Genomic DNA, 23,629 nt, shown 5'->3' with positions numbered 1-23,629 from the left:
GGCGGCATCAGTCCAGCTTGATGCCGGCCTGCTTGATGATCGGGCCCCAGCGCTTCGACTCCGCGCGCGACAGCGCCGCGAACTGCGCCGGCGTGCCGGGCATCGCTTCCATGCCGAAGTCGTCGAAGCGCTTTTGCACGGCCGGCGTGCTGAAGGCCTTGTTCAGGTCGCTGTTGAGCTTGTTCACCACCGCGGCGGGCAGGCCGGCCGGGCCGAGGATGCCCTGGAACGCGAACACCTCGGTGTTGGGCACGCCCACTTCGGCCAGCGTCGGCACGTCGGGCAGGCGCTTGCTGCGCGCGCCCGAGCCGATGGCCAGCACGCGCACCTTGTTGCCCTGCATGATCGGCAGGCCCGAGGCCAGGTCCAGGAACATGCACGGCACCTGGCCGCCCATCACGTCGGCCATGGCCGGCGCCGCGCCGCGGTACGGGATGTGGGTGATGAAGGTGCCGGTGCGCGCCTTGAACATTTCCATCGCCAGGTGGTGCGGCGAGCCGTTGCCCGGCGAGGCGTAGTTGACCTTGCCGGGGTTGGCCTTCACGTAGGCCAGGAACTCCTTGAAGGTCTTGGCCGGGAAGTCCGGGTGCACGACCAGCGCGAGTGGGAACTTGCCGATGGCGCCGATGTAGGTGAAGTCTTTCTCGGGGTTGAACGGCAGCTTGCTGAACAGGTGCTCGTTGAAGGCCAGCACGGCGTTGTCGGCCGACAGCACCGTGTAGCCGTCGGGCTTGCTCTTGGCGACCAGGTCGGCGCCGATGTTGGTCGACGCGCCGGGGCGGTTGTCGACCACGATCTGCTGGCCCAGCGTCTGGCGCATGGCCTCGGCCAGCACGCGTGCGATCACGTCGGTGCCGCCGCCCGCGGGGTACGGCACGACCCACTTGATGAGTTGCGCGGGGTAGTCCTGTGCGTGGGCGAAGGGGGTGGCGGCCACGGCGGCGCCGGAAGCGAGCGTGGCGAGAAGGGTGCGGCGATCCATGAGATCAATCTCCTGTTTTTTGTTCGGAAGCGGACAGCGATGGTACGGGCAGCGCGCGCAACGCGTCGGCCAGCGCGGCGCGGCAGCGCGACTCGTCGCCGACCTGCTCGAACAGCAGCAGCGCGAGCCGCGCGAGGAACAGCGATTCGCGTTCGGCACCGGCCTCGGTGATGGCGCGCGCGCACTCGGCGTACAGGCGGTCGCGGGCGTCGGGATGGAGCGAGGGGGCGGAGGTCGTCATGCGGGAATGTCCTGTGAAGTGGCGACGGCGGCGCGCGCCAGCGCGGCGGGCAGTGCGCCGGCCGGCAGCCGGTGCCAGCGCGCGGCCACGTGGCCGTCGGGGCGCAGCAGGTAGACGGCGCCATCGCCGGCGCCGAGCGCGGCGAAGACGGCGGGGGATGCCTGCGCATCGGCGCCGTCGCTGTTGCCCAAGCGGGCAATGGTGCGCACCGCGAAAGGCAAGGCGCCTTGCCGGGCCTGCGCGATGTCGGCGTCGGGCAGCGGCGCCAGGTCCGGCTGCAGCACCAGCAACGTGAACACCGGGCCGATCCAGTCGGTGAGATGACCTTGCGCGAGCGGCTGCTCGGGCATCGCCTCGCCCGGCAGCGGCCCGGCGGGCAGCGTGTCGCCCGCGCTCGACAGCGCCGAATCGTCATAGCGCACGGCCTGCGTCTGGCGCGGGTTGATGAGCTGCGCGATGCCGCGGTGCGCCTCCGACAGCGACAGCGCCGCCTCGCGCAGCAGGTCGAAGCCGCGCGAGGGCGGCGACATGAATTCGGTGCTGCGCATCGCGGCCTCGGCGTTGATGTGGAAGGCCGCGATGCGCTCCTGCGAGTACGAATCCAGCAGCGCCGGGCCCGACAGGCCCTGGGCCACGCAGGCCAGCTTCCAGGCCAGGTTGTCGGCGTCGTCGAAGCCCGAGTTGAGGCCGCGCACGCCGAAGATCGGCATCGCATGCGCCGCGTTGCCCGCAAACACGACGCGACCGTGGCGGTAGCTGTCGAGCGTCATCGCGCCGGCGCGGTACACCGAGGTCCACACCGTCTTCCACGGCAGGTGGCCTTCGCCGATGGCGTCGAGGTGGCGCTGCACGAACTCGGCCACGGCCGCGGGCTGCAGCGCGTCTTCGGTGCTTTGCCCCGCGCGCAACTGGTAGTCGATGCGCCAGATGTCGTCGGGCTGGCGGTGCATCAGCACGGTCGAGCCGGGGTTCCACGGCGGGTCGAACCAGGCGCGGCGCTCGGTCGGGTGGTCGCTGTGCAGCTCGATGTCGATGATCACGTAGCGGCCTTCGTAGCCCGTGCCTTCCAGCGCCAGCCCGAGCGACTTGCGCACGAAGCTCTGGCCGCCGTCGCAGGCCGCGAGCCACTGGCCGCGCAGGCGGTAGGCGCCCTCGGCGTTGCGCACGTCGAGCGTCACGCCCTCGCCGTCGTCGTCCTGCGCGAGTGCGGTGAGCTCGGTGCCCCAGCGGATGTCGACGAGCCCCGGCGTCGCGGCGTTGCGGCGCTCGATCTCGTCCAGCAGGTACTGCTCGATGTAGTACTGCTCCAGGTTGATCATCGGCGGCAGCTTCTGCTGCGCAGCCTGCGGCATCTCGAAGCGGAACACCTCGGCCGTCTTGTAGAAGCTGCGCCCCACGCTCCACGGCAGGCCCTTGCCCATGAAGGCCGGCAGCGCGCCCAGGCGCTCGACGATCTCCAGGCTGCGGCGCGAGATGCAGGCCGCGCGGCTGCCCACGCAGACCGTGTCGTCGGCTTCGAGCACCACGCAGCGCACGCCGTGGTTGGCGAGCCCCAGCGCCAGCGCCATGCCCACCGGGCCGCCGCCCGCGATCACGACGGGGTGGCGGCCGGGCTCCATGCCGTCGGCGTCGAGCGACGGCAGCCGGGGCGCGAAGCGCGTGTAGTGGAAGGCGCCGACCGAGGGCGGCAGCGCGGTCGCGCTGGCTGGCGGCGGCACGGGGCCGGTGGCGGCGTCGGCGGTACGGGTGGTGGTCATGGAACGGGATTGTCCCGATGCACCGCCCGCGCCAATGTCATAACTTCGTAGGAGGTATTTACCCTAGCCTCCCTTCGTAACCCATGAAACGCTGGCGCCTCCACCCCGCCGCCGACGCCCGACTGTCGGCGGCCGTCGTCGGCGACGTGCTGGCGGGCATCGGCACGCCGCACCTGGCCGCCAGTTGCCTGGCGGCGATGCACCGCGTGATGCCCGTCACCTTCTGCACCGTGTTCGGCGTCGACGCCACCGGCCGCATCGAAACCGTGTCGGCCGCCAGCAGCTACGGCCATACGGCCGAGCGCACCGCCGAGCGCTACGTGGCGCAGCGCTTCGACCGGCTCGACCCCCACATGGCCTGGCTGGCCGCGCGCAAGCTGCCGAAGCGCGCGCAGCTGTGGATGGGCCACCAGCACGGCGACGAGGTGGCCGACCCCGCCTACCGCGCCGCCTGCTACGGCGACGTGGGCATCCGCGAGCGCAGCTCGGTGCTGCTGCTGCGCCCGAGCGGCCAGCGCGTGGCCGTGAGCTTCTACCGCAGCCTGGCGCAGCCCGAGTTCGGCGAGACCGACTTCGGCGTCATCGCCGCCCACGCCACGCTGCTGGCCGACGCCGCCAGCGCCCACAGCCGCAGCGCGGCGGCGGTGCACGAGGCGGCCGCCCCCACCCTCGCCTCACGGCTGTTGACGCTGAGCCTGCGCGAGCGCGAGGTGATCGGCCACCTGATGGCGGGTCGCACGGCGAAGGAAACGGCGCGCGTGCTGGGCGTGGAGCTCAGCACGGTGCGCACGCATCAGTACCGGGCGTTCCGGCGGTTGGGGATTCGGACGCAGAAGGAGTTGCTGCGGGGTGCGATGCCTGCGGCCGTCACGGCATCGTGACGATCTGCCGGATGGCCTCGCCGCGCTGCAGGCGGTCGAAGCCCTCGTTGATCTCCTCGAGCTTCAGGCGCCCGGTGAGCAGCCGGTCCACGGGCAGCTTGCCCTGGCGGTACAGCGCGATGAAGCGCCCCAGGTCGCGCCGCGGCACGCAGCTGCCGAGGTAGCTGCCCTTGAGCGTGCGCTCCTCGGCCACGAGGTGCCAGACCGGCGTGTTCAGCGTCTGGATGGCGGCGGGCAGGCCCACGGTCACGGTGGTGCCGCCGCGGCGCGTGACCTTGTAGGCGAACTCCAGCGCCTTGGCCGAGCCCACCATCTCGAGCGCATGGTCGACGCCGCCCTCGGTCATGTCGCGCAGCCGCTTGGCCGCGTCGGGGTCGCTGGCGTTGACGCTGTCGGTGGCGCCCAGCGCGAGGGCGAAGTCGAGCTTGTCCTGCGCCAGGTCGACCGCGATCACGCGCGCGGCGCCCGCGGCCAGCGCGCCCATGAGCGCGGCCAGCCCCACGCCGCCGAGCCCCACCACGGCCACGGTCTGGCCCGGCCGCACCTGCGAGGTGTTGACCACGGCCCCGACGCCCGTCACCACCGCGCAGCCGAACATGGCAGCAATTTCCAGCGGCAGCTCGCGGTCGATCTTGTGCAGCGAGCGGCGCGACACCGTCGCGTACTCGGCAAAGGCCGACACGCCCACGAAGTGGTCCATCGGCTCGCCGCGGTACGACAACCGCCGCGCGCCGCCCAGCAGCGTGCCCGCCACGTTGGCCGCGCCGCCGGGCTCGCACAGCGCGGGGCGGCCCTCGGCGCAGGGCGCGCAATGGCCGCAGCTCGGCACGAACACCAGGATCACATGGTCGCCCGGCGCCAGGTCGGTCACGCCCTCGCCCAGCGCCTCGACCACGCCGGCCGCCTCGTGGCCCAGCACGATCGGCGTGCGGCGCGGCCGGTCGCCGTTGAGGATCGACAGGTCGGAATGGCACAGCCCCGCGGCCGCGATGCGCACCAGCACCTCGCCGGGACCGGGCGGCGCCAGCTCGACCTCCTCGATCTCGAGCGGTCGGCTCTGGGCATAGGGCGCGGGGGCGCCGAGGCGCTGCAGGACGGCGGCACGGACTTTCATGGGGACTCCTTGAGTTCGGTCAGGCGGTCAGCTCATCAGGACTTCGCTGCGGCAACCAGCGGGCACTTGCTCTTCGACAAGGGCTGGAAGGCCTTGTCGCCGGGGATCGTGGACAGCACCGTGTAGTAGTCCCACGGGTACTTCGACTCGGCGGGCTTCTTCACGCTCACCAGGTACATGTCGTGCACCATGCGGCCGTCGGCGCGGATCGTGCCGCCCTGCGCGAAGAAGTCGTTCACCGGCATCGCCTTCATCTTCGCGGCCACGGTGGCGCCGTCGTCGGTGCCCGCGGCCTGCACCGCCCTCAGGTAGTGCGTGACCGCCGAGTAGGCGCCGGCCTGGATCATCGAGGGCATCTTCTTCATGCGCTCGAAGTAGCGCCGCGCCCAGGCGCGCGACTCGGGCGTGCGATCCCAGTAGAAGCCGGTGGCGAAGGTCATGCCCTGCGCCTGCGCCAGACCCAGCGCATGCACGTCGTTGATGAACATCAGCATCGGCACCACGCGCTGCTTCGGCGACACGCCGAACTGCCGCGCGGCCTTGACGGCATTGACCGTGTCGCTGGTGGCGTTGGCCAGCGCGATGGTGTCGGCCCCCGAGGCCTGCGCCTGCAGCACGTACGACGAGAAGTCGCTGGCGTTGAGCGGGTGGAACACGCTGCCGATCACCTTGCCCTGCAGCTCGCCGACGAACTCGGTCATGTTGGCGGCCATGGCCTTGCCGAAGGCGTAGTCCACGCCGATCAGGTACCAGGTCTTGCCGCCCTGGCGGCTCACGCCCTGCGCGGCGCCGTTGGCCAGCGCGTAGGTGTCGTAGGTGTAGTGGACCGAGGTCGGCGCGCAGGCTTCGTTGGTGAGCGCCACCGAGGCACCGCCGGTGTTGATCGACAGCTTCTGCCGCTCGCGCGCCAGGTTGACCACCGACAGCGCGACGGCCGAGTTGTTCATGTCGAAGATGGCGTCGACGCCGTCGCGGTCGTACCAGGTGCGCGCCAGCGAGGCGCCGATGTCGGCCTTGTTCTGGTGGTCGCCCGAGACCAGCTCGATGGGCCGCCCGAGCACCTTGCCGCCAAAGTCCTCGATGGCCATGCGCGCGGCCTCGACCGAGCCGCGCCCCGCGGTGTCGGCGTACAGGCCCGACATGTCCGACAGCACGCCCACGCGCACCTTGTCGTCGCTGAGCTTCTGGGCGACGGCCTGCCCGGCCAGCGCCATGCCCATCCCCACCCATGCGCACAGCGCGCGCCCCGCCAGCTTCGGCATGCCCATGGACCTGTCTCCTTGCAGTGAACGGATCGCTGCATCCTAGGCAGCGCCCGCCGCGCAGGGTTGGGCTTTGCGGAACGGGGGCTTCCGGCCAGCCGAACGGGGAGAAACCCCGACAGGGCCTGCGTCAGCCTTCGGCGGCAGGTTCCGGCGCGGTGCCGGTGTCGGTTCCGGCCTGCGGCTTGGTGAGCGACACCGGCGCCTCCACCGGCCGCCCCGCCGTCGACACGATCTCCTGGTCGATCGCGCCGAACAGCGAGCGCCCGTCCAGGCCCTTCATCTCGATGCGGATGGTGTCGCCGAACTTCATGAAGTCGGTGGCGGGTGCGCCGTCCTGGATGGTCTCGATGCAGCGCTTCTCGGCGATGCACGAGTAGCCCTTGGGCCATTCCATGCGGCCGTTCTTCTCGACGCCCTTGTTGCTCACGGTGCCGCTGCCCACGATGCTGCCGGCGCGCACGTTGCGGGTCTTGGCGATGTGGGCGATGAGCTGGCCGAAGTGGAAGGTCATCTCGGGGCCGGCGTCGCACAGGCCGACCTTGCGGCCGTTCCAGCTGCTTTGCAGCGCCAGGTGCACGCGCCCGTCCTGCCAGGCCTCGCCGAGCTCGTCGAGCGTGACGGCCACGGGGCTGAAGGCGGTGGCGGGCTTGCTCTGGAAGAAGCCGAAGCCCTTGGCCAGCTCGGCCGGAATGAGGTTGCGCAGGCTCACGTCGTTGGCCAGCATCACGAGGCGGATGCCGTCCAGCCCCTGCTCGGGCGTGGACCCCATCTTCACGTCGCCGGTGACGACGGCGATCTCGGCCTCGAAGTCGATGCCCATGGCTTCGCTGGGCACGATCACGTCGTCGACCGGGCCCAGGAAGTCGTCGCTGCCGCCCTGGTACATGAGCGGGTCGGTGTAGAAGCTCTCGGGCACCTCGGCGTTGCGCGCCTGGCGCACCAACTCGACGTGGTTCAGGTAGGCCGAGCCGTCGGCCCACTGGTAGGCGCGCGGCAGCGGCGCCATGCACTGGGCAGGGTCGAAGGGAAAGGCGTGGCGCGCGCGGCCGTGGTTGAGGGCGTCGTACAGGTCCTGCAGCTGCGGGCTCATGAAGCCCCAGTCGTCCAGCACCTGCTGCAGCCGGCTCGCGATGCCGGTGGCGTAGTGGGCGAGCGTGAGGTCGCGCGAGACGACGACCAACTGGCCGTCGCGCGAGCCGTCCTTCAGGGTGGCGAGTTTCATGGTGCGGGCGTGAGCAAGAAAAAGGGCGCGGCGCCGCGCCCACTAAACTGGTTGAACGGGCGGCAGTGTACCGAGTGGACTTCGTGAACCTCGGCGCCGCAACCCACTCCACACACCCATGTCGACGCACGTCGCGCCCCCACCGCTGTCCCTGGGCCTGCCCGGGCGCCCGTCCTGGCGCGCGCTCGCGGGGCTGACGCTGGCGGTGGCGCTGGCGCACCTGCTGCTGCTCGGGCTGGCGCCGATGGCCATCGGACCGGAGCCCTCGCCGCTGGCCAGCAAATTCATCACGCGCACGATCGTGATCGCGCCGCCCGCGGCGCAAGCCCCTGCGGCACCGGCCGCCGCGCCGGTCGCGGCCAAGCCGCCGCCACCGGCCAAGCCCCGGCGTCCGCGCGAGGCCTCGGTGCCCCGCCCCAAGCCGGCCCCGGCCCCCGTGCCGGACGCGCCGGCCCAGACGCCTCCCCCGGAAACGCCCGACCAGACCGCGCAGGCCGCTACAGATTCAGGAGCAACCGCCCCCGAGACGCCGGCCAGCGCCCCGGCCGCCGCCACGGGCACCACGGCCGGTGGCACGCAGGGCGGCACGACCACGGCCGGCAGCGGCGCCTCGGGCACCATCGCCGGCACCCAGGCGCTGCGGATTCCGGGCTCGGTCACACTCGATTTCGAGGCCACGGGCCAGAAAGGCGCCTCGCCGCAGCGCGGCGTGTTCGGCGAACTGGTCTGGCTGCAGGACGGCACCCGCTACGACGGGCGGCTCACGCTCAAGGCGGTGTTCTTCACCCTGCTGAACTGGCACAGCACCGGCAAGATCGGCCCCTCGGGCCTGGAACCCGAGCGCTATTCGGAAAGCCGCAAGGCCGAGGTGGCCTCGCATTTCGCGCGCGACCAGGGGCAGATCATCTTCAGCAACAACGCCCCCCCCGTGCCCCTGCAGCCCGGCGCGCAGGACCGCATGAGCGTGATGATGCAGCTGGGCGGCCTGCTGGCGGCCAGCCCGGGGCGCTACCCGGCCGGCACCCGGATCTCGGTGCAGACGGTGGGCGTGCGCGACGGCGATGTCTGGGTCTTCGAGGTCGGCGACGAGGAGCAGCTGAGCCTGCCGGCCGGCGACTTCACCACGCGCAAGCTCACCCGCACGCCCCGCAAGGATTTCGACCGGAAACTGGAACTCTGGCTGGCGCCGCGCTACGGCTACCTGCCCGTGCGCATCCGCCAGACCGAGGCAAACGGCGACTTTGCTGACGCCCAATTGCGCAAACCCCTACCCGAAGCGCCCGCCAATTGAGGCAAAAAGACTCACATATCAACGGCGCGAGGACAACTGTTCTTGAAACTGGCGCGTTGATTGCTATCTAACCCCCATGAACGCCATCGACATCCTCACAGGGCCCGCCATGAACATGCTTTACGACTCCGAGTCCTTCGTCGTCGTGCACGTGCAGCCGAACGACGGCGACGAGCCCAGCACGACGCCCAACGGCCCCGTGCTGGAACGCCACGGCTTCGAGATCGTGGACAAGCGCTCTGGCAAAGAGGTGTACCTCGACGGCTCCTGGGCCGAACTGTTCCAGCAGCAGATCGCCGCCTGGCAGCTCAACACGCCCACGCAGGAAGAGGTCGAGGACACGCTCGAGGGCTACGCCGAGCTGGCGCACACGCCGGTGCTGGTGCACTGAGCGCCCTGCCCCACCGGAACGAAAAAAGCGCCCCGCGGGGCGCTTTTTCTTTGCCTAGGCCCCTCGGCGCTCGGTCCAGCGGTACATCGGCCCCACGATCAGCAGCACCGCCACCAGCCGGCACACCTGGAAGGCCGTGACCACCGGCACGCCCAGCTGCAGCACCTTGGCCGTGATCGACATCTCGGCGATGCCGCCGGGCGAGGTGCCCAGGATCATCGTGGCCGGATGCAGCCCGGTCGCCCCCGCCAGCAGCCAGGCCGCGCCGGCGCACAGCACCAGCATGCCGACCGTGCCCAGCGCCACCGAGCCGAGCCAGCGCGGCGCCGTGTGCAGGAACTCGCGGCTGAAGCGCACGCCCAGGCTCACGGCAATCACCAGCTGCGCGGTGTTCGACAGCCAGGTCGGCACCGCCGACAGCGACTGCCCCGCGACCGTGAAGCCCATGGCCACCAGCAGCGGGCCCATGAACCAGGGGTTGGTGCGGCCCAGCGCCCGCATCACGAGCCCGCCCGCGCCGGTGGCCAGCGCCAGCAGGGCCAGCCCGGCCGGGTTCACCTCGCGCACGCCGGGCGGGTTGATCTCCAGCCCGTGCAGCCCGCTCCACTGCATGGCGAACGGGATCGTCACGGTCACCACCATCAACCGCAGGCTGTGCGCGGCGGCCACCAGGTCGGTGCGCGCGCCGGCCGATTCGGCCAGCAGCGTCATCTCCGAAGCGCCGCCGATGGCGCCAGCGAAGTAAGTCGTGGCTCTCATGGATCTCGCCGGCACATGCGGCATGCGCGCCGCATGCACGCGGTGCAGCCAGCGGCCGAACCCCCAGCCCAGCAGCAGCGCCCAGCCGATGGCCAGCAGGATCGCCCACCACACGCCAGCGACCAGTGTGACCACCTGCGGCGTGAAATACAGGCCCAGCGCGGTGCCGATGACCCACTGTCCCAGGTTGCGCAGCGGCGTGTGGCTCGCGGTCGGCTGGCCCGCGATCGAGGCCAGCGACACCGCGAACAGCGGGCCGATCATCCAGGGCAGCGGGGTGTGCAGGGCGACACAGGCGAGTGCGGCGGCCAGCGCCAGCAGCAGCGTGGCCAGCACGCGAAGGGGAAAACGAAAGGACACGGGCAGAGAAAGCAGCGGAAAAGGACGACAGCCCGGTGCGGGGCGCCGGGCATAGTATGGCGGGATGCCTCCTCGCCCTTCCCGTGCTTCCCGGTTCCTCGCGCCCCTGGTCGCCGCCGCCCTGCTCGCCGGCTGCGCCGCGCTGTCCGCCGAAGCGCCCGTCGCGCGCCGCGTGGCGGCCCTGCTGCCGGCCGACGCGCTGCTGCTCGGCGAGCAGCACGACGCCCCCGAACACCACGCCCTCGAACGCGAAACCGTGCAGGCCTTGGCCGAGCGCGGCCAGCTCGCCGCGCTGGCGCTCGAGATGGCCGAGGACGGCCGCAGCAGCGCCCGCCTGCCCACCACCGCGACCGACGCGCAAGTGCAGACCGCCCTCGGCTGGAACGACAAGGCCTGGCCCTGGACGCGCTACGGCCCCACGGTGATGACGGCGGTGCGCGCCGGCGTGCCGGTGGTCGGCGCCAACCTGCCGCGAGCGCGCATGAAGGACGCGATGGCCGACGTCTCGCTCGACGTGCAGCTCAACGGCGAGGCCTACGCCGCGCAGCAGGAGGCCGTGCGCGAGGGCCACTGCAAGCTGCTGCCCGAATCGCAGATCGGCCCCATGACACGCATCCAGGTCGGGCGCGACCGCGCCATGGCGCAGGCGCTGGTGAAGGCCCGGCAGCCGGGCAAGACGGTGGTGCTGATTGCCGGCGCGGGCCACGTCACCAAGGTGCTGGGCGTGCCGCAGCACCTGCCGACCGACGTGTCGGTGAAGACGGTCCACCTGCAGGCCGGCGGCCCGGCCGAGGACGACACCGACGCCTACGACGCCACCTGGCGCACGCCGGCGCTGCCGCCGGTGGACTACTGCGCGGGCGTGCTCAGGCGAACTTCCTGATCGAATCCGCCAGCGTGTTGACCAGCGTGTCGATGTGCTGCTTCTCGACGATGTAGGGCGGCGCGATCACCAGCACGTCGCCCGCGGGCCGCACCAGCGCGCCCTTGTGGAAGCAGTCGAGGAAGACCTCATACGCCCGCTTGCCCGGCGAGCCGGCGATGGGCGCGAGCTCCACGGCCGCCGCCAGGCCCAGGCTGCGGATGCCCACCACGTTCGGCAGGCCCTTGAAGGTGCTGTGGAAGGCATCGCCGAGCACCTTGCCCATCTCGCCGGCGCGGGCGAACAGGTTCTCTTCCTTGAACAGGTCGAGCGTGGCAATGGCGGCGGCGCAGGCCACCGGGTGGCCCGAGTAGGTGTAGCCGTGGAAGAACTCGACCACGTGCTCGGGCGCGTCGGTCTTCATCATCGCGTCGTAGAGCTTGTCGCGGCAGATCACGCCACCCAGCGGAATCACGCCGTTGGTCACGCACTTGGCGAAGTTCAGCATGTCGGGCACCACGCCGAAATAGTCCGACGCGAAGTTGGTGCCCATGCGCCCGAAGCCGGTGATGACCTCGTCGAAGATCAAGAGGATGCCGTGCTTGTCGCAGATGTCGCGCAGGCGTTTCAGGTAGCCCTGCGGCGGCAGGTACCAGCCGGCCGAACCGGCCACCGGCTCCACGATGATCGCGGCCACGTTGCTCGGGTCGTGCAGCGGCAGGATGCGGGTTTCGAGTTCGACCAGCGGGTCTTCGGTCCACACCGGCTCCTGATTGTGGATGTAGGCGTGGTTCACCGGGTCGTGGATGAAGCGCATGTGGTCCACGCGCGGCAAAAAGGCCGAGCCGAACACCTTGCGGTTGCCCGGAATGCCGCCCACCGACATGCCGCCGAAGCCCACGCCGTGGTAGCCCTTCTCGCGGCCGATGAACACGTTGCGGTGGCCCTCGCCCCGCGCGCGGTGGTAGGCCAGCGCCACCTTCATCGAGGTGTCGGCGGCCTCGGAGCCCGAGTTGCAGAACAGCACCTTGTTCAGGTCGCCCGGGGCCAGCGCGGCGATCATCTCGGCCGCCTTGAAGGCCTTGTCGTTGCTGACCTGGAAGGCGGTGGCGTAGTCCAGCGTGTCCAGCTGCTTCTTGATCGCCTCGTTGATCGGCTTGCGGTTGTGGCCCGCGCCCACGCACCACAGCGAGGAGATGCCGTCGACCACCTTCTTGCCGTCGTGCGTGGTGAACGTCATGCCGTCGGCCGCCACGAAAACCCGCGGGTCCTTCTTGAAATGGCGGTTGGGCGTGAAGGGCAACCACTGGTTGTCCATGTTGAAGTCCTGGAAGGCCATGTCTCGCTCCTGCGGTTATGTGGGGAGGGAAAATCGCGATTCTGGCACCCCTGCCACAATCCTGCCCCTGATGACGACCACTACGCCTGCCTACATCCTGAACCTCTCCTGTCCCGACCGGACGGGCATCGTGCACGCCGTGTCGGGCTTCCTGCTCGAGCGCGGCGCCAACATCGAAGAGGCCGCCCAATACAACGACCACGGCACCGGCCTGTTCTTCATGCGCGTGCGCTTCGCCTGCGGCGACCACAGCGAAGCCGTGCTGCGCGAGGAGCTGAAGGCCTTCGCCACCGGTTTCGGCATGAGCCTGCAGCTGCACGCCGCCGCCGACCCGATGAAGACCGTGATCCTGGTCAGCAAGGAAGGCCACTGCCTGAACGACCTGCTGTTCCGCTGGAAGAGCGGCCTGCTGTCGATCGACGTGCGCGCCATCATCTCGAACCACCGCGACTTCTACCAGCTGGCCGCCAGCTACAACGTGCCCTTCCACCACATCCCGGTGACGGCCGCGACCAAGGCGCAGGCCGAGGCCAGGCAGCTGGAGATCATCGAGGCCGAGGGCGCCGAACTCGTGGTGCTCGCGCGCTACATGCAGATTTTGAGCAACGACCTGTGCAAGAGCCTGGCCGGCCGCGCGATCAACATCCACCACTCGTTCCTGCCCAGCTTCAAGGGCGCCAAGCCTTACTACCAGGCACATGACCGCGGCGTGAAGCTGATCGGCGCCACCGCCCACTACGTGACGGCCGACCTCGACGAAGGCCCGATCATCGAGCAGGACGTGGCCCGCGCCGACCACACCGACACGGTCGAAGACCTCACGGCCCGCGGCCGCGACACCGAAAGCCAGGTGCTGGCCCGCGCCGTGAAATGGCACAGCGAACACCGCGTGCTGCTGAACGGCCACCGCACGGTCGTGTTCCGCTAACCAACCTCCATCGCCGCTTCCAGATGCGCCTGCAGCTTCCGCTTTTCGCCCTTGCTGCCGCTCTGGCAGCGCCCGCCACCTTCGCCCAGGACGCCCGCGCCGGCGGTGCCCCGCTGGCGCCCGACGCGCTGTTCGCGCGCGTCTCGCCCAGCGTCTGGGTGGTGCAGGCCAGCGACGCCCAGGGCAAGGTCCTGGCCACCGGCAGCGCAGTGGCCACCGGCCCGGGCACGGCCGTCACCAGCTGCAAGCTGCTGGCCAAGGCCAGCGCCGTGGTGCTGCGCCGCGACAACGTGAGCTACGGCGCCGCGCTGGAGCACCCGGACGTCGAGCGCGACCTGTGCCAGCTGCGCATCGCGAACCTCGTGTCGCCGACCCTGGGCGTCGTGCCTGCGGGGGCGTTGCAGGTCGGGATGCCGCTGTACGTCATCGGATCGCCGCGCGGGCGCGAACTCACGCTCGGCATCTCCATGCTCGGCGGCGTGCGCCGCAACGCCGCGGGCGCGCTCGAGTCGCTGCAACTGGCCACGCCGACCGAGGCGGGCCTGGCCGGTGCCGGCCTGTTCGATGCGCAAGGCCGCCTGGTGGGCCTCGTCGCCGGATCGGCCCCGGCGACCCTCGCCATGCCGGCCGCGTGGATCGCGGAACTGCCGACGCGCGGCCAGCGGGCCATCGAGCGCCTGGCCTCGCAGCCCGCGCCGGCCAGCGTGTCGCTGCAGCGCCCGAGCCTCGTGGAGTACCAGCTGCACGACCGCCTCACCAACACGTACCGCAAGGTGATCTACCGCGCGGACACGGCCACCACCTCGGACGACCGCCTCAGCTTCAACAACGGGGGCTGGATCGAGAAGCCGGGCGGTGAAGTGATCGGCGTCACGACGGCCGTGGCCGGCGAGTTCGACAGCGTCATGCCGCCGCGCGGCTGGGCCCGCCCGACCCTGGAACAGGACGCCGCCTGGGCCACGGAATACGACGCCACCATGGGCGGCACGCGCATCAAGATGGACCTGCGCGCCCACGTGGTGGACGACGCCGCCACGCTGCCGGTCAACGGCCGCGAGATGAAGGTGGTGAAGATCGACTACCGCGGCCACACCCAGCGCTTCGCGAACGCGGGCGCCTGGAGTGGCAACCAGTACGGCACCTACCGCGCCAGCGTGTGGTTCTCGCCGGAGCTGGGCCGCGTCGTCCGCTTCGAAGTGCAGACGCGCGGCGGTGCGAGCGGCGGCGCGTTCCAGGTCAGCGAAGTGCTCGAGCTGGTGAGCATCCGCTAGCCCATTGGCGCGCCGCGCACGCTACATCTCAATCAATTGCGATATGGGTTGTCCGGACGCCGGTCCTGGCGGTTCGGCACGCCGTCGCCGTCGCGGTCCCAGCGGCCGCGGTTGTATTCCCAGCGGCCATTGTTCTCGCGCCATTCCGGCGCGCGGTAGGCATAGCCCGGGCGGGCACGCACGTACATGCCGCGCACCCACACATGGCGACCGCCACGCCACTCATAGTGGCCCGGCGACCACACATAGCCGCGACGCGGCGGCGGCATGCGCTCGTAGCGCGGCGGGGGCGGCGGCCCCTGGATGGTGATCACCGCCTGCGCCTGCGCGGCCGTGGGAACGGTCAGGGCGCCCACCGACAGCAGCGAAGCGGCACCGATGGAAAGAGCGACTGCGAGTGTTTTCATGAGAAAGCCCCATGGTTGTTGGAGGAGCCTTCATGCTGCCGGGACCGTGTGAAGCGCCTGTAAGCGCTGCGCGAAATCTTGTGTAGAGCTGTTTCGCTGCCGCGGACGCGCTTTACTCCTGCAATTCGCGCAGGTCGATGGCCGCGGCCATGGCCGCGTGGCCGGCGCGGTTGGGATGCAGGTGATCGCCGCTGTCGAATGTCGGATTCAGCTGACGCGGCGCGGCCGGGTCGCGCAGCACGGCATCGAAGTCGACCACGCCATCGACATCCTGGCGGCTGCGCACCCAGCGGTTCACGGCCTCGCGCATGGCCTCGTTGGCGTCGGTGCCGTAGATCGTGTTGCCGAAGGGCGGCACGGTGCCCAGCAGCACCTTCACGCCCTTGGCGCGCGCCTGCTTGACGAGCTGCCCCAGACCCTCGGTGACACGCTCGGCCGTGGGCACGTCGTGCGGCGGCACCTTGAGGCCGGGGATGCCCGCGAAGATGGCGCGGCCGATGTCGTTGGTGCCCAGCAGCACGATGACGTGCGTCACGCCGCTCTGGCCCAGCGCGTCGCGCGCAAAGCGCGACAGGCCGTCGGGGCCGATGCCGTTCACCAGCAGCCGGTTGCCGCCGATGCCGGCGTTGATCACCGACACCGCGTGCGCGGCCTGCGAGCTGTCGCGCAGCCGCGTGGCGAGCATGTCGGGGTAGGCGCCATCGCCCGACTCGCCGCCGCCCGCGGTGATCGAATCGCCGAAGGCCACCACGGTGCGCACCGGCTTGGTGGTGAGCACGTCGAGCCCGGTCACGATGTGGCTCATCGGCAGCGCCACCGCCTTCGACAGCCGGGGCGCCGAGACGGCGTTGCCTTGCGCCAGCCAGCCCGTGTCGCTGGACAGCAGGTACATCGTGGCGAACGGTGTCGCGCGGTCGAGAAAAAGACTCACGGCCACGGCCTGGCCCGCCGCAACGTTCAGCGCCACGCCGTCGCTCCATGCTTCCGCGCCCGGCGCCACGGTGACGGTGGCGCGGCCGCCGAAACGCAGCGTGCGCAACGAGGCCGGCGAGATGGCGTCGCCGCCCGTGCCCAGTGCCACGGTGGCCGCGGCGATGCGCAGCGGCGTCTTACCGAAGCGGTTCGACACCCGCACGCGGATGCGCTCGCCGTCGATCGTCGGGCGCATCATCTGGCGCAAGGTCTGGCCGCGGAACACATGGTCGCCCGGCCCGCCGATGGCGGCCGTGGCGGGGTTCGCGTCCAGCTCGGCGAAGTCGAGCACCGCCACGGCCCAGCTCGCCACCCAGCGCGCTTCGGCCGGCTGGCGCGCCGCCTGCTCGACCTTCTCCGCCCACACCGCCTGCACGCCCACGAGCAGCACCGCAAGGCCGAGAACGGCCATCCAGTGTGCAGGGGAAAAGGCGGCGTCGCGCAGACGGACGCGCCAGCGGGCAGGAAGCTTCATGCGTGCAAAAGCGGCCCAGTGTACGGAGCCGCCTTGCCCGCGCAGGTGACGAGGTCTAAGCCTGCGTTACCAAGTGTCGACGTACGCCGAGACCGCTTCCGCCGGCCGCGTGGCCGACGCCAGGCCGCGCACCAGCCAGGTGCGCGTGTCGGCCGGGTCGATCACCGCGTCGATCTCCAGCGTCTGCGCCATGTGGATCGCCTCGCCGTTCGCGTACTGCTGCGCCACCAGCTGCTTGAAGAGCGCGTCGCGCTCGGCGCCCTCGGGCACGGCCGCGAGTTCCTTGCGAAAGCCCAGTCGCACCGCGCCTTCGAGGCCCATCGCGCCGAACTCGCCGGTGGGCCAGGCCACGGTGAACACGGGCGCGTCGAAGCCGCCGGCGGTCATGGCCTGCGCGCCCAGGCCGTAGCCCTTGCGCAGCACCACCGCGAAGAAAGGCACGCGCAAGTGCGAGGCCACCATGAACATGCGGCACACGTGGCGCACCTGCGCCTGCGCCTCGACCTCGGGCCCGACCATGAAGCCGGGCGTGTCGCACAACGACACGATCGGTAACCCGTGGGCATTGCACAGTTGCATGAAGCGTGCGGATTTGTCGGCCGCCTCCACGTCGATCGCGCCGCCCAGGTGGTGCGGGTTGTTCGCCATCAGGCCGACCGGCTTGCCCTCGATGCGCGCCAGCGCCGTGACGATGCCCACGCCGAAGCCCGCGCGCAACTCAAGCAGCGAGCCGGTGTCGGCCACGCCGCGCATCGCGGCGCGCACGTCGTACACGCGCAGGCGGTTCTCGGGCACGACGTGGCGCAGCGTGCGCGGGTCGGCGCACTGCCAGTCGCTCACCGGGCCCTGGAAGTACGACAGGTACTGCTTCGCAGCCGCCACGGCTGCAGCTTCGTCTTCCACCAGGATGTCGATCACGCCGTTGCGCGACTGCACGCTGCTCGGCCCGATCTGCTCGGGCGCGAAGGTGCCCAGGCCGCCGCCCTCGATCATCGCGGGGCCGCTCATGCCGATGTTGCTGCCCTTGGTGGCAATGATCACGTCGGCGCAGCCCAGCAGCGCCGCGTTGCCCGCGAAGCATCGCCCGTGCACGATGCCGACCACCGGCACCTTGCCCGACAGCGCCGCGAACTGGCTGAAGGTGTGGTTGTTCAGGCCCGCGACGATCGGCATGTCGGTGTCGCCCGGCCGCCCGCCCCCGCCTTCGGCGAACAGCACCACCGGCAGCTTGAGCTGGTGCGCCACCGCGAGCAGCCGGTCGGTCTTGTGGTGGTTGCGCATGCCCTGCGTGCCGGCCAGCACGGTGTAGTCGTAGGCCAGCACGGCGCAGCGCGACTTCTCGGGCCCGAACTGTTTTGCGTTGACGCTGCCCAGCCCGGTCACCATGCCGTCGGCCGGCGTGTTGGCGATGAGGTCTTCGAGCGTGCGGCGGCGCGTCTGCGCGGCGATGGCGAGCGCGCCGTACTCGATGAAGTTGCCGGGGTCACCGGCCATGTCGCACAGGTCGGCGATGTTCTCGCGCGCGGTGCGCCCGCCCTGCGCATGCCGCTTGTCGACGGCCGCCTTGCGGTTCGCATCGAGCGTAGGCGCATGGCGGTCGATGACCTTCTGCAGGTCGGGGCGGATCGCGTCGAGGTCGTGCGCGACGCGCGCCTGCGCTTCGACGCCCTGCGCATCGACGGCCTCCAGCCGCACCAGCGACTGGCCTTCGACGAGGTAGTCGCCGGGCGCGGCCAGCAGCGCCAGCACGCGGCCGGCCACGGGCGCGTGCAGCAGGTGCTCCATCTTCATGGCCTCGAGCACGCCCAGCTGCGCGCCGGCGGGCAGCACGTCGCCCACCGCGACCTCGAACTGCACCAGCTTCGCGGGCATCGGCGCCTTGACGGTAAGGCCGTCGTCTTCGCCCTCTTCCTGCACCGGTGCGCTCGCGGCGGCGGGCGCGGTGACCTTCTTCGTGTGCTTTTCAAATGCCTTCGCGTCGGCGAGCAGATCGCCCAGGTACGCTTCCACGAAGCGCGTGTGCACCGCCTGCGTCGCGAACTCGGGCCGCGCGGCGATGGCGCACAGCAGCGGCAGGTTGGTGGCGATGCCGTCGATGTGGCATTCGTCGAGCGCGCGCAGCGAGCGGCGCAGCGCGTCCGCGAAACGCGGCGACGGCGAATGCACGATGAGCTTGGCCAGCAGCGTGTCGTAGTGCGGCGAAGGTGCCAGGCCCGCGTAGCCGTGCGTGTCGACGCGCACGCCGGGGCCGGCCGGCAGGTCGAAGCGCGCGAGCGTGCCGCCCGCGGGGCGTGCGTTGCCTTGCGCATCGAGCGTCTCGGCGTTGATGCGCCACTGCACCGCGAAGCCGCGCTGCGGCGCCGTGCGGCCGGCCTCCACGCCGAGCGCGTCCAGCGTGTCGCCCGACGCGACGGCGATCTGCAGCTGCACGAGGTCCAGCCCCGTCACGGCTTCGGTCACCGTGTGCTCGACCTGCAGGCGCGGGTTCGCCTCGATGAAGACGAAAGGCAGGGTGGTCGACGCGGCATCCACCAGGAATTCAAAGGTGCCGAGGCCGCGATAGCCCACGGCCTTGGCCATGCGCAGCGCGGCCTGCGTGACCTGCGCGCGCAGCGGCTCGGGCAGCGAGGGGCTGGGCGCAATCTCCACCAGCTTCTGGAAGCGGCGCTGCAGCGTGCACTCGCGCTCGCCGAGGCTGGCCACGGCGCTGCCGTCGCCGAGCACCTGCACCTCGATGTGCCGCGCGTTGCGCATCAGGCGCTCGACGTACACGCCCTCGATGCCGAACGCCGCCTTGGCTTCGGACATGCAGCGCGCATGCGCCTCGGGCAGCTCGTCGGCCGTGAGCACCGCGCGCATGCCACGCCCGCCGCCGCCGCCGATGGCTTTCACCATCACACCCGCGCCCTGCGCGTGCTGCTCGGCGAAGAAGGCCTGCGCCTGCGCGAGCGTCACCGCACCGGCGCTGCCGGGCATCACGGGCACGTCGCACTGCGCGGCCAGTTCGCGGGCGCGGGCCTTGTCGCCGAACAGGCCCAACTGCTCGGGCGTGGGGCCGATGAAGACCAGGCCCGCGTCGGCGCAGGCCTGTGCGAAGTCGGCGCGCTCGCTGAGGAAGCCGTAGCCGGGATGCACCGCATCGCAGCCTTGCGCCTTCGCCACCGCGATCAACGCGGCCACGTCGAGGTAGGCCGAAGGGCCGGTCGCATCGAGCGCCACCGCCACGTCGGCCAGCTGCACATGCAGCGCAGCGGCATCGTCGCGCGCATGCACCGCCACGCTGGCGATGCCCAGGTCGCGCAACGCGCGCACCAGGCGCACGGCGATCTCGCCGCGGTTGGCAATCAGAACTTTGGAAAACACGCGAGGAAGCCTTTCAGGTCTTGTCTTTGAGCAGGCGGCGCAGCACCTTGCCTGCGCCCGTGGTGGGCAATGCATCGATGAAGCTCACGGCGCGCGGCGCCTTGTAGCTCGCCATGTTCTCGCGCGCCCAGGCCACGAGCGCGTCGGCTTCGAGCGCGGCGCCGGGCTTGCGCACGATGAAGGCCTTCACGACCTCGCCCTTCTCGGGGTCAGGCTGCGCGATGACCGCCGCCTGCGCCACCGCCGGGTGCTTGATGAGGATGGTCTCGACCTCTTCGGGAAACACGCTGTAGCCCGAGACCTTGATCATTTCCTTGAAGCGGCCGATGAAGGTGAGGTAGCCGTCGGCGTCGAGCTTGCCCATGTCGCCCGTGTGCACCCAGCCGTTGCGCAGGGTGGCGGCCGTGGCCTCGGGCTTGTTCCAGTAGCCCTTGAACGAGCCGGCGCTGGTGAGCACGATCTCGCCGACCTCGCCCGTGGGCATGTCGGCCTGCGTTTCGGTGTCGATGATGCGGATGGTCACGCCCGGCACCGGCACGCCCTGCGTGCCCCAGCGCGGCGCCACGTGCGGCGTGTAGGTGTCGCAGGTGTGGGTTTCGCTCAGGCCGTAGGCGGCCTCGAACGAGCTGCAGTGGTTGGCGTGCGAGCGCCATTGCGCGGCCAGCGGTTCGGTGAAAGCGATGCCGAAGCTGGTCACCGGGTTCATCTTCAGGCTCGACAGGTCGAAGCGGGCGATGTCGGGCACCTGCATGCACGCCACGTTCATCGGCGCGATGCTGTACCACCAGCTCACTTTGTAAGCGGCAATGGCCTGCAGCACGGCGCGCGGATCGAAGCGGTGCATCAGCACCGAGGCGGCGCCGCTGAGCACGGGCACGTTGACGCCCATGAGCATGCCGGCGATGTGGTACAGCGGCGCGATCGACAGCAGCACGTCGTCCAGCCCCACGCCGTTGCAGTCGGCCGCGGCGCGCGTCTTGAAGAGCGCGTTGCCGTAGCTGAGCATCGCGCCCTTGGGCAGGCCGGTGGTGCCCGAGGTGTAGGTCATGAGCGCGATGTCGTCCATGTCGATGGCGACGGGCTGCGGCGTGGCGCCGCTGCGCATCACGGCGAGGAAATCTTCGCAGCCTTCGGGCACGCTGCGTTCGGCCGTGCGCTCGGCGGCCAGTTCGGCCGGCAGGTCGAGCGTGGGCTCGGCGGGCAGCAGGTCGGCGTAATGCACGACGAACACATGCGCCAGTGCGCTTTCGGCCTGCACCTTGCGCACCACCGGCACGAGCGGCGCGGCCGCGACGATCACGCGCGCCTTCAGGTCGTTGACCTGGTAGGCCAGCTCGTGCTCCTTGTTGAGCGGCCCGCTCGGGCAGACGATGGCGCCGATCTTCTGGATGCCGAAGTGCGCCACCAGGTACTGCGGGCAGTTGTTGAGGAACAGCACCACGGGTTCGCCCTTGGCCACGCCCAGGGCCTGCAGGCGCGCGGCGAAGGCGTCGCTCGCGCGGTCGAGCTCGGCCCAGCTCAGGGCCTGGCCGTACCAGAGGCAGGCGGTGGCGTCGCCGCGCGTGCGTGCGTGGTCGCGCAGGTAGGCGTGCAGGGGCTGCTGCACGCGCGGCGGCAGTTCCTTCAAGCGTTGCGGGGTGGCGGGCGTTGTCTCCATGGCGTCACTTTCTCAGGGTTATCGATAGCCGCCTGCGCATGGCCGGCGCTTGCCAATGCAGCATCGTGCACGAACAATCCTACCCATGGGTATAACTTCCGCGACACCGAACAAACCCTCTGCCACGCACACGGCGCTGGCGGCGCAGCCGCACCTGCCGCAGGGCACGGGCCGCCAGCGCGCGGCCACGCAGGGCACCGACCTGCAGCGCGAGCGCATCCTGCAGGCGGCAGCGCAGCTGTTTGCCGCGCAGGGCTACGCCAACACGACCATGGCGCAGATCGTGCGCGAGCTGGGCGTGACCAAGCCCTTCGTGTACTACTACTTCCGCGACAAGCAGGAGATCTTCGAGACGCTGTCGTGGCGCCCCGCGGTCGACTGCTTCACCGCGCTCGACTTCGCCGCCGCCGACCCGCGCCGCGCGAGCGAGAAGGTGATGGAAGGCATCGAGGGGCTGATCCGCGCCACCATCGCGCACCACCCGGTGGCCTTCTTCGCGTACCGCGAGCCGCAGGTGTACCGCCCCGAATACCTCGAAGCGCAGAAGAAGCTCGCACATCACTTCTATGACCTGCTGTGCCCGCTGCTCGAAGAAGCCCGGCGCGACGGCGACCTCGACTTCGACGAAACCAAGATCACCGCGCTCGCGGCCTGCAGCCTGCCGGGCTTTCTCTACAGCTGGTACCGCCCCAACGGGCGCCTCTCGCCCGACGAGGTGGTGGCACAGCTCACGAAGCTGGCCAGCCGCGTGATCGGGCTGCGCGCGAAGAACTGATCCCGTCTTTCACACACCCTCCGGAGACACTTCATGAAGCTCACGCATGCGCCTTTGGCGCGGATCGCCCTTGCCTCTCTGTTTGCCATCGCCGGCACGGCAGCGCAGGCCCAGCAGCCGACCTACAAGATCGCCTACATCGATCCGCTGTCGGGGCCGTTCGCCAACGTGGGCGAGCTGATGTTGATGCACACGCAGTACGCCATCGAGGACATCAACGCCAAGGGCGGCGTGCTCGGCGGCATGAAGCTGCAGCTGCTGCAGTTCGACAGCAAGCTCTCGGCGCAGGAAAGCCAGAGCGCGCTGCAGGCGGCGATCGACCAGGGCGCCAAGGCGATCGTCACGGGCGGCTCGGGCTCGTCGGTGGTGACGGCGCTGGTGCTGGCCGTGGCGCGCTGGAACCAGCGCAACCCGGGCAAGGAGCTGATCGTGCTGAACCACTCCTCGATCGACCCCGAGATGACCGGCAAGGGCTGCAGCTTCTGGCACTTCCAGACCGAGGCCAACACGGCGATGAAGATGAAGGCGCTGGCCAACTACATCAAGAAGACGCCGGACGTGAAGAAGGTCTACCTGCTGAACCAGGACTATGCCCACGGCAAGCAGTGGGCCAGCTACGGCCGCCAGCTGGTGGGCCTGGCGCGCCCCGACATCCAGTTCGTCGGCGAGACGCTGCACCCCATCGGCCGCGTGAAGGACTTCGCACCCTACATCGCCAACATCAAGCAAAGCGGCGCCGACTCGGTCATCACCGGCAACTGGGGCCAGGACATGACGCTGCTGCAGAAGGCCGCGGGCGACGCGGGCTACAACCTGCGCTACTTCAACCACAGCGCGGGCTCGGTGCCGGGCACCGTTACCGCCGTGTCGCAGGCCAAGACGGGGCAACTGACCTGGGTGGCCGAATGGCACCCGGGCCAGGCCGACACGCCGAAGGTCGACGCGCTGGCCAAGGCCTACAAGGCCAAGACGGGCAAGGACTTCCTCGCGCCGCGCATCGACCTGACGCCGCGCCTGCTGGCCGCCGCCATCGCCAAGGCCGGCAGCGCCGACACGGTGAAGGTGGCGCGCGCCCTCGAAGACCTGAGCTTCGATTCGGTGGTGGGCCCGGTGCGCATGCGCGGCGAAGACCACCAGCTGCTGCTGCCGCAGGTGGTGAACACCATCGCGCCGGTGGACGGCAAGGCGGTGAAGACAGGCTGGGAAGGCACCAACTACGGCTTCCGCACCGATGCGGTCTATACCGGGAACGAGCTGGCGCAAGGCACCGACTGCAAGATGGTCCGGCCCTGATGGAATGCTTTCGGGGGACGTGCC

20 protein-coding genes are annotated in these 23,629 nt (G+C 70.4%); 8 read left to right on the top strand and 12 right to left on the bottom strand.

Translation table 11 applies throughout. From position 1 onward, the window contains the following. Nucleotides 1-7 precede the first annotated feature (7 nt). Genes AC1RLW_RS31005 through AC1RLW_RS30995 form a run of 3 tightly spaced genes read right to left on the bottom strand, consistent with a single transcriptional unit; the run spans nucleotide 8 to nucleotide 2,980 of the window. Nucleotides 8-982, bottom strand: a complete 975-nt coding sequence (locus AC1RLW_RS31005) for a Bug family tripartite tricarboxylate transporter substrate binding protein (protein WP_153281867.1) — start codon at nucleotides 980-982, stop codon at nucleotides 8-10. 4 nt (nucleotides 983-986) lie between these two features. After that, nucleotides 987-1,223, bottom strand: coding sequence for a hypothetical protein (locus tag AC1RLW_RS31000; RefSeq protein ID WP_070063849.1), 237 nt, complete (start codon nucleotides 1,221-1,223; stop codon nucleotides 987-989). Then, on the bottom strand, nucleotides 1,220-2,980 hold the full coding sequence (locus tag AC1RLW_RS30995) for an FAD-dependent monooxygenase (protein ID WP_493196212.1): 1,761 nt from the start codon (nucleotides 2,978-2,980) through the stop codon (nucleotides 1,220-1,222). The genes AC1RLW_RS31000 and AC1RLW_RS30995 overlap by 4 nt, the downstream gene beginning before the upstream one ends. Nucleotides 2,981-3,063: 83 nt before the next feature. On the opposite strand from AC1RLW_RS30995, the gene AC1RLW_RS30990 reads away from it, so the two are divergent. Then, complete coding sequence (locus AC1RLW_RS30990) at nucleotides 3,064-3,861, top strand: helix-turn-helix transcriptional regulator (RefSeq protein ID WP_354347424.1); 798 nt, start codon at nucleotides 3,064-3,066, stop codon at nucleotides 3,859-3,861. On the opposite strand, the gene AC1RLW_RS30985 is transcribed toward AC1RLW_RS30990, so the two are convergent. The 3 genes from AC1RLW_RS30985 to AC1RLW_RS30975 form a co-directional block, all read right to left on the bottom strand. Continuing rightward, nucleotides 3,848-4,975, bottom strand: coding sequence for a zinc-dependent alcohol dehydrogenase family protein (locus tag AC1RLW_RS30985; RefSeq protein ID WP_070063846.1), 1,128 nt, complete (start codon nucleotides 4,973-4,975; stop codon nucleotides 3,848-3,850). The genes AC1RLW_RS30990 and AC1RLW_RS30985 overlap by 14 nt on opposite strands. Before the next feature lie 35 nt (nucleotides 4,976-5,010). Beyond that, nucleotides 5,011-6,195: an ABC transporter substrate-binding protein gene (locus tag AC1RLW_RS30980; protein ID WP_493196230.1), complete on the bottom strand. Its 1,185-nt coding sequence runs from the start codon at nucleotides 6,193-6,195 to the stop codon at nucleotides 5,011-5,013. 172 nt (nucleotides 6,196-6,367) lie between these two features. Then, nucleotides 6,368-7,462: a fumarylacetoacetate hydrolase family protein gene (locus AC1RLW_RS30975; protein ID WP_493196210.1), complete on the bottom strand. Its 1,095-nt coding sequence runs from the start codon at nucleotides 7,460-7,462 to the stop codon at nucleotides 6,368-6,370. Nucleotides 7,463-7,580: 118 nt separating this feature from the next. Here AC1RLW_RS30975 and AC1RLW_RS30970 point away from each other — a divergent pair, with 118 nt between their 5' ends. Together AC1RLW_RS30970 and AC1RLW_RS30965 are read left to right on the top strand one after the other, a co-directional pair. Then, the gene (locus AC1RLW_RS30970; RefSeq protein WP_493196208.1) at nucleotides 7,581-8,753 is read left to right on the top strand and encodes a DUF3108 domain-containing protein; all 1,173 of its coding nucleotides are present in this window, start codon (nucleotides 7,581-7,583) and stop codon (nucleotides 8,751-8,753) included. Nucleotides 8,754-8,862: 109 nt separating this feature from the next. Further along, the gene (locus AC1RLW_RS30965) at nucleotides 8,863-9,144 is read left to right on the top strand and encodes a BTH_I0359 family protein (RefSeq protein ID WP_062478455.1); all 282 of its coding nucleotides are present in this window, start codon (nucleotides 8,863-8,865) and stop codon (nucleotides 9,142-9,144) included. Between the two features lie 54 nt (nucleotides 9,145-9,198). On the opposite strand, the gene AC1RLW_RS30960 is transcribed toward AC1RLW_RS30965, so the two are convergent. After that, nucleotides 9,199-10,263, bottom strand: coding sequence for an AbrB family transcriptional regulator (locus AC1RLW_RS30960; RefSeq protein WP_493196206.1), 1,065 nt, complete (start codon nucleotides 10,261-10,263; stop codon nucleotides 9,199-9,201). A gap of 64 nt (nucleotides 10,264-10,327) precedes the next feature. Here AC1RLW_RS30960 and AC1RLW_RS30955 point away from each other — a divergent pair, with 64 nt between their 5' ends. Continuing rightward, the gene (locus AC1RLW_RS30955; RefSeq protein ID WP_159274660.1) at nucleotides 10,328-11,146 is read left to right on the top strand and encodes a ChaN family lipoprotein; all 819 of its coding nucleotides are present in this window, start codon (nucleotides 10,328-10,330) and stop codon (nucleotides 11,144-11,146) included. On the opposite strand, the gene aptA is transcribed toward AC1RLW_RS30955, so the two are convergent. Continuing rightward, on the bottom strand, nucleotides 11,130-12,464 hold the full coding sequence (gene aptA / locus AC1RLW_RS30950) for an omega-aminotransferase AptA (protein ID WP_493196203.1): 1,335 nt from the start codon (nucleotides 12,462-12,464) through the stop codon (nucleotides 11,130-11,132). The genes AC1RLW_RS30955 and aptA overlap by 17 nt on opposite strands. A gap of 70 nt (nucleotides 12,465-12,534) precedes the next feature. On the opposite strand from aptA, the gene purU reads away from it, so the two are divergent. After that, the gene (gene purU / locus AC1RLW_RS30945; protein ID WP_095950072.1) at nucleotides 12,535-13,392 is read left to right on the top strand and encodes a formyltetrahydrofolate deformylase; all 858 of its coding nucleotides are present in this window, start codon (nucleotides 12,535-12,537) and stop codon (nucleotides 13,390-13,392) included. A gap of 23 nt (nucleotides 13,393-13,415) precedes the next feature. Further along, nucleotides 13,416-14,663 (top strand): S1 family peptidase, encoded by a 1,248-nt coding sequence (locus tag AC1RLW_RS30940; RefSeq protein ID WP_493196201.1) that lies wholly within the window; start codon nucleotides 13,416-13,418, stop codon nucleotides 14,661-14,663. Nucleotides 14,664-14,695: 32 nt separating this feature from the next. Here the strand turns inward: AC1RLW_RS30940 and AC1RLW_RS30935 are convergent, their stop codons facing one another. The 4 genes from AC1RLW_RS30935 to AC1RLW_RS30920 form a co-directional block, all read right to left on the bottom strand. Beyond that, nucleotides 14,696-15,070 carry a YXWGXW repeat-containing protein gene (locus AC1RLW_RS30935; protein ID WP_070063838.1) on the bottom strand — a complete coding sequence of 125 codons (375 nt, stop codon included), beginning with the start codon at nucleotides 15,068-15,070 and terminating at the stop codon, nucleotides 14,696-14,698. A 112-nt stretch (nucleotides 15,071-15,182) separates the two neighbouring features. Further along, complete coding sequence (locus AC1RLW_RS30930) at nucleotides 15,183-16,517, bottom strand: GDSL-type esterase/lipase family protein (protein WP_493196199.1); 1,335 nt, start codon at nucleotides 16,515-16,517, stop codon at nucleotides 15,183-15,185. A 66-nt stretch (nucleotides 16,518-16,583) separates the two neighbouring features. Beyond that, nucleotides 16,584-19,880, bottom strand: a complete 3,297-nt coding sequence (locus AC1RLW_RS30925; RefSeq protein WP_493196198.1) for a carboxyl transferase domain-containing protein — start codon at nucleotides 19,878-19,880, stop codon at nucleotides 16,584-16,586. Between the two features lie 13 nt (nucleotides 19,881-19,893). Next, nucleotides 19,894-21,537, bottom strand: coding sequence for an AMP-binding protein (locus tag AC1RLW_RS30920; RefSeq protein ID WP_493196197.1), 1,644 nt, complete (start codon nucleotides 21,535-21,537; stop codon nucleotides 19,894-19,896). An 85-nt stretch (nucleotides 21,538-21,622) separates the two neighbouring features. Between AC1RLW_RS30920 and AC1RLW_RS30915 the strand changes: the two genes are divergently transcribed. Beyond that, complete coding sequence (locus AC1RLW_RS30915) at nucleotides 21,623-22,312, top strand: TetR/AcrR family transcriptional regulator (protein WP_492732648.1); 690 nt, start codon at nucleotides 21,623-21,625, stop codon at nucleotides 22,310-22,312. A 33-nt stretch (nucleotides 22,313-22,345) separates the two neighbouring features. After that, complete coding sequence (locus AC1RLW_RS30910; RefSeq protein ID WP_159274664.1) at nucleotides 22,346-23,605, top strand: branched-chain amino acid ABC transporter substrate-binding protein; 1,260 nt, start codon at nucleotides 22,346-22,348, stop codon at nucleotides 23,603-23,605. Nucleotides 23,606-23,629 lie beyond the last annotated feature (24 nt).

It is taken from the genome of Variovorax sp. GW822-FHT04A09, assembly GCF_058801005.1.
This window is presented reverse-complemented; position numbering and strand designations above follow the sequence as displayed.

Bases quoted from the DNA above. Each gene is read 5' to 3' on its own strand.
- AC1RLW_RS30990 (WP_354347424.1), top strand. From the start codon at position 3,064: ATGAAACGCTGGCGCCTCCACCCCGCCGCCGACGCCCGACTGTCGGCG.
- AC1RLW_RS30975 (WP_493196210.1), bottom strand. From the start codon at position 7,462: ATGAAACTCGCCACCCTGAAGGACGGCTCGCGCGACGGCCAGTTGGTC.
- AC1RLW_RS30915 (WP_492732648.1), top strand. From the start codon at position 21,623: ATGGGTATAACTTCCGCGACACCGAACAAACCCTCTGCCACGCACACG.
- aptA (WP_493196203.1), bottom strand. From the start codon at position 12,464: ATGGCCTTCCAGGACTTCAACATGGACAACCAGTGGTTGCCCTTCACG.
- AC1RLW_RS30940 (WP_493196201.1), top strand. From the start codon at position 13,416: ATGCGCCTGCAGCTTCCGCTTTTCGCCCTTGCTGCCGCTCTGGCAGCG.
- AC1RLW_RS30965 (WP_062478455.1), top strand. From the start codon at position 8,863: ATGAACATGCTTTACGACTCCGAGTCCTTCGTCGTCGTGCACGTGCAG.
- AC1RLW_RS30920 (WP_493196197.1), bottom strand. From the start codon at position 21,537: ATGGAGACAACGCCCGCCACCCCGCAACGCTTGAAGGAACTGCCGCCG.
- AC1RLW_RS30985 (WP_070063846.1), bottom strand. From the start codon at position 4,975: ATGAAAGTCCGTGCCGCCGTCCTGCAGCGCCTCGGCGCCCCCGCGCCC.
- AC1RLW_RS30930 (WP_493196199.1), bottom strand. From the start codon at position 16,517: ATGAAGCTTCCTGCCCGCTGGCGCGTCCGTCTGCGCGACGCCGCCTTT.
- AC1RLW_RS30955 (WP_159274660.1), top strand. From the start codon at position 10,328: ATGCCTCCTCGCCCTTCCCGTGCTTCCCGGTTCCTCGCGCCCCTGGTC.
- AC1RLW_RS31000 (WP_070063849.1), bottom strand. From the start codon at position 1,223: ATGACGACCTCCGCCCCCTCGCTCCATCCCGACGCCCGCGACCGCCTG.
- AC1RLW_RS30935 (WP_070063838.1), bottom strand. From the start codon at position 15,070: ATGAAAACACTCGCAGTCGCTCTTTCCATCGGTGCCGCTTCGCTGCTG.
- AC1RLW_RS31005 (WP_153281867.1), bottom strand. From the start codon at position 982: ATGGATCGCCGCACCCTTCTCGCCACGCTCGCTTCCGGCGCCGCCGTG.
- AC1RLW_RS30970 (WP_493196208.1), top strand. From the start codon at position 7,581: ATGTCGACGCACGTCGCGCCCCCACCGCTGTCCCTGGGCCTGCCCGGG.
- AC1RLW_RS30980 (WP_493196230.1), bottom strand. From the start codon at position 6,195: ATGGGCATGGCGCTGGCCGGGCAGGCCGTCGCCCAGAAGCTCAGCGAC.
- AC1RLW_RS30995 (WP_493196212.1), bottom strand. From the start codon at position 2,980: ATGACCACCACCCGTACCGCCGACGCCGCCACCGGCCCCGTGCCGCCG.
- AC1RLW_RS30910 (WP_159274664.1), top strand. From the start codon at position 22,346: ATGAAGCTCACGCATGCGCCTTTGGCGCGGATCGCCCTTGCCTCTCTG.
- purU (WP_095950072.1), top strand. From the start codon at position 12,535: ATGACGACCACTACGCCTGCCTACATCCTGAACCTCTCCTGTCCCGAC.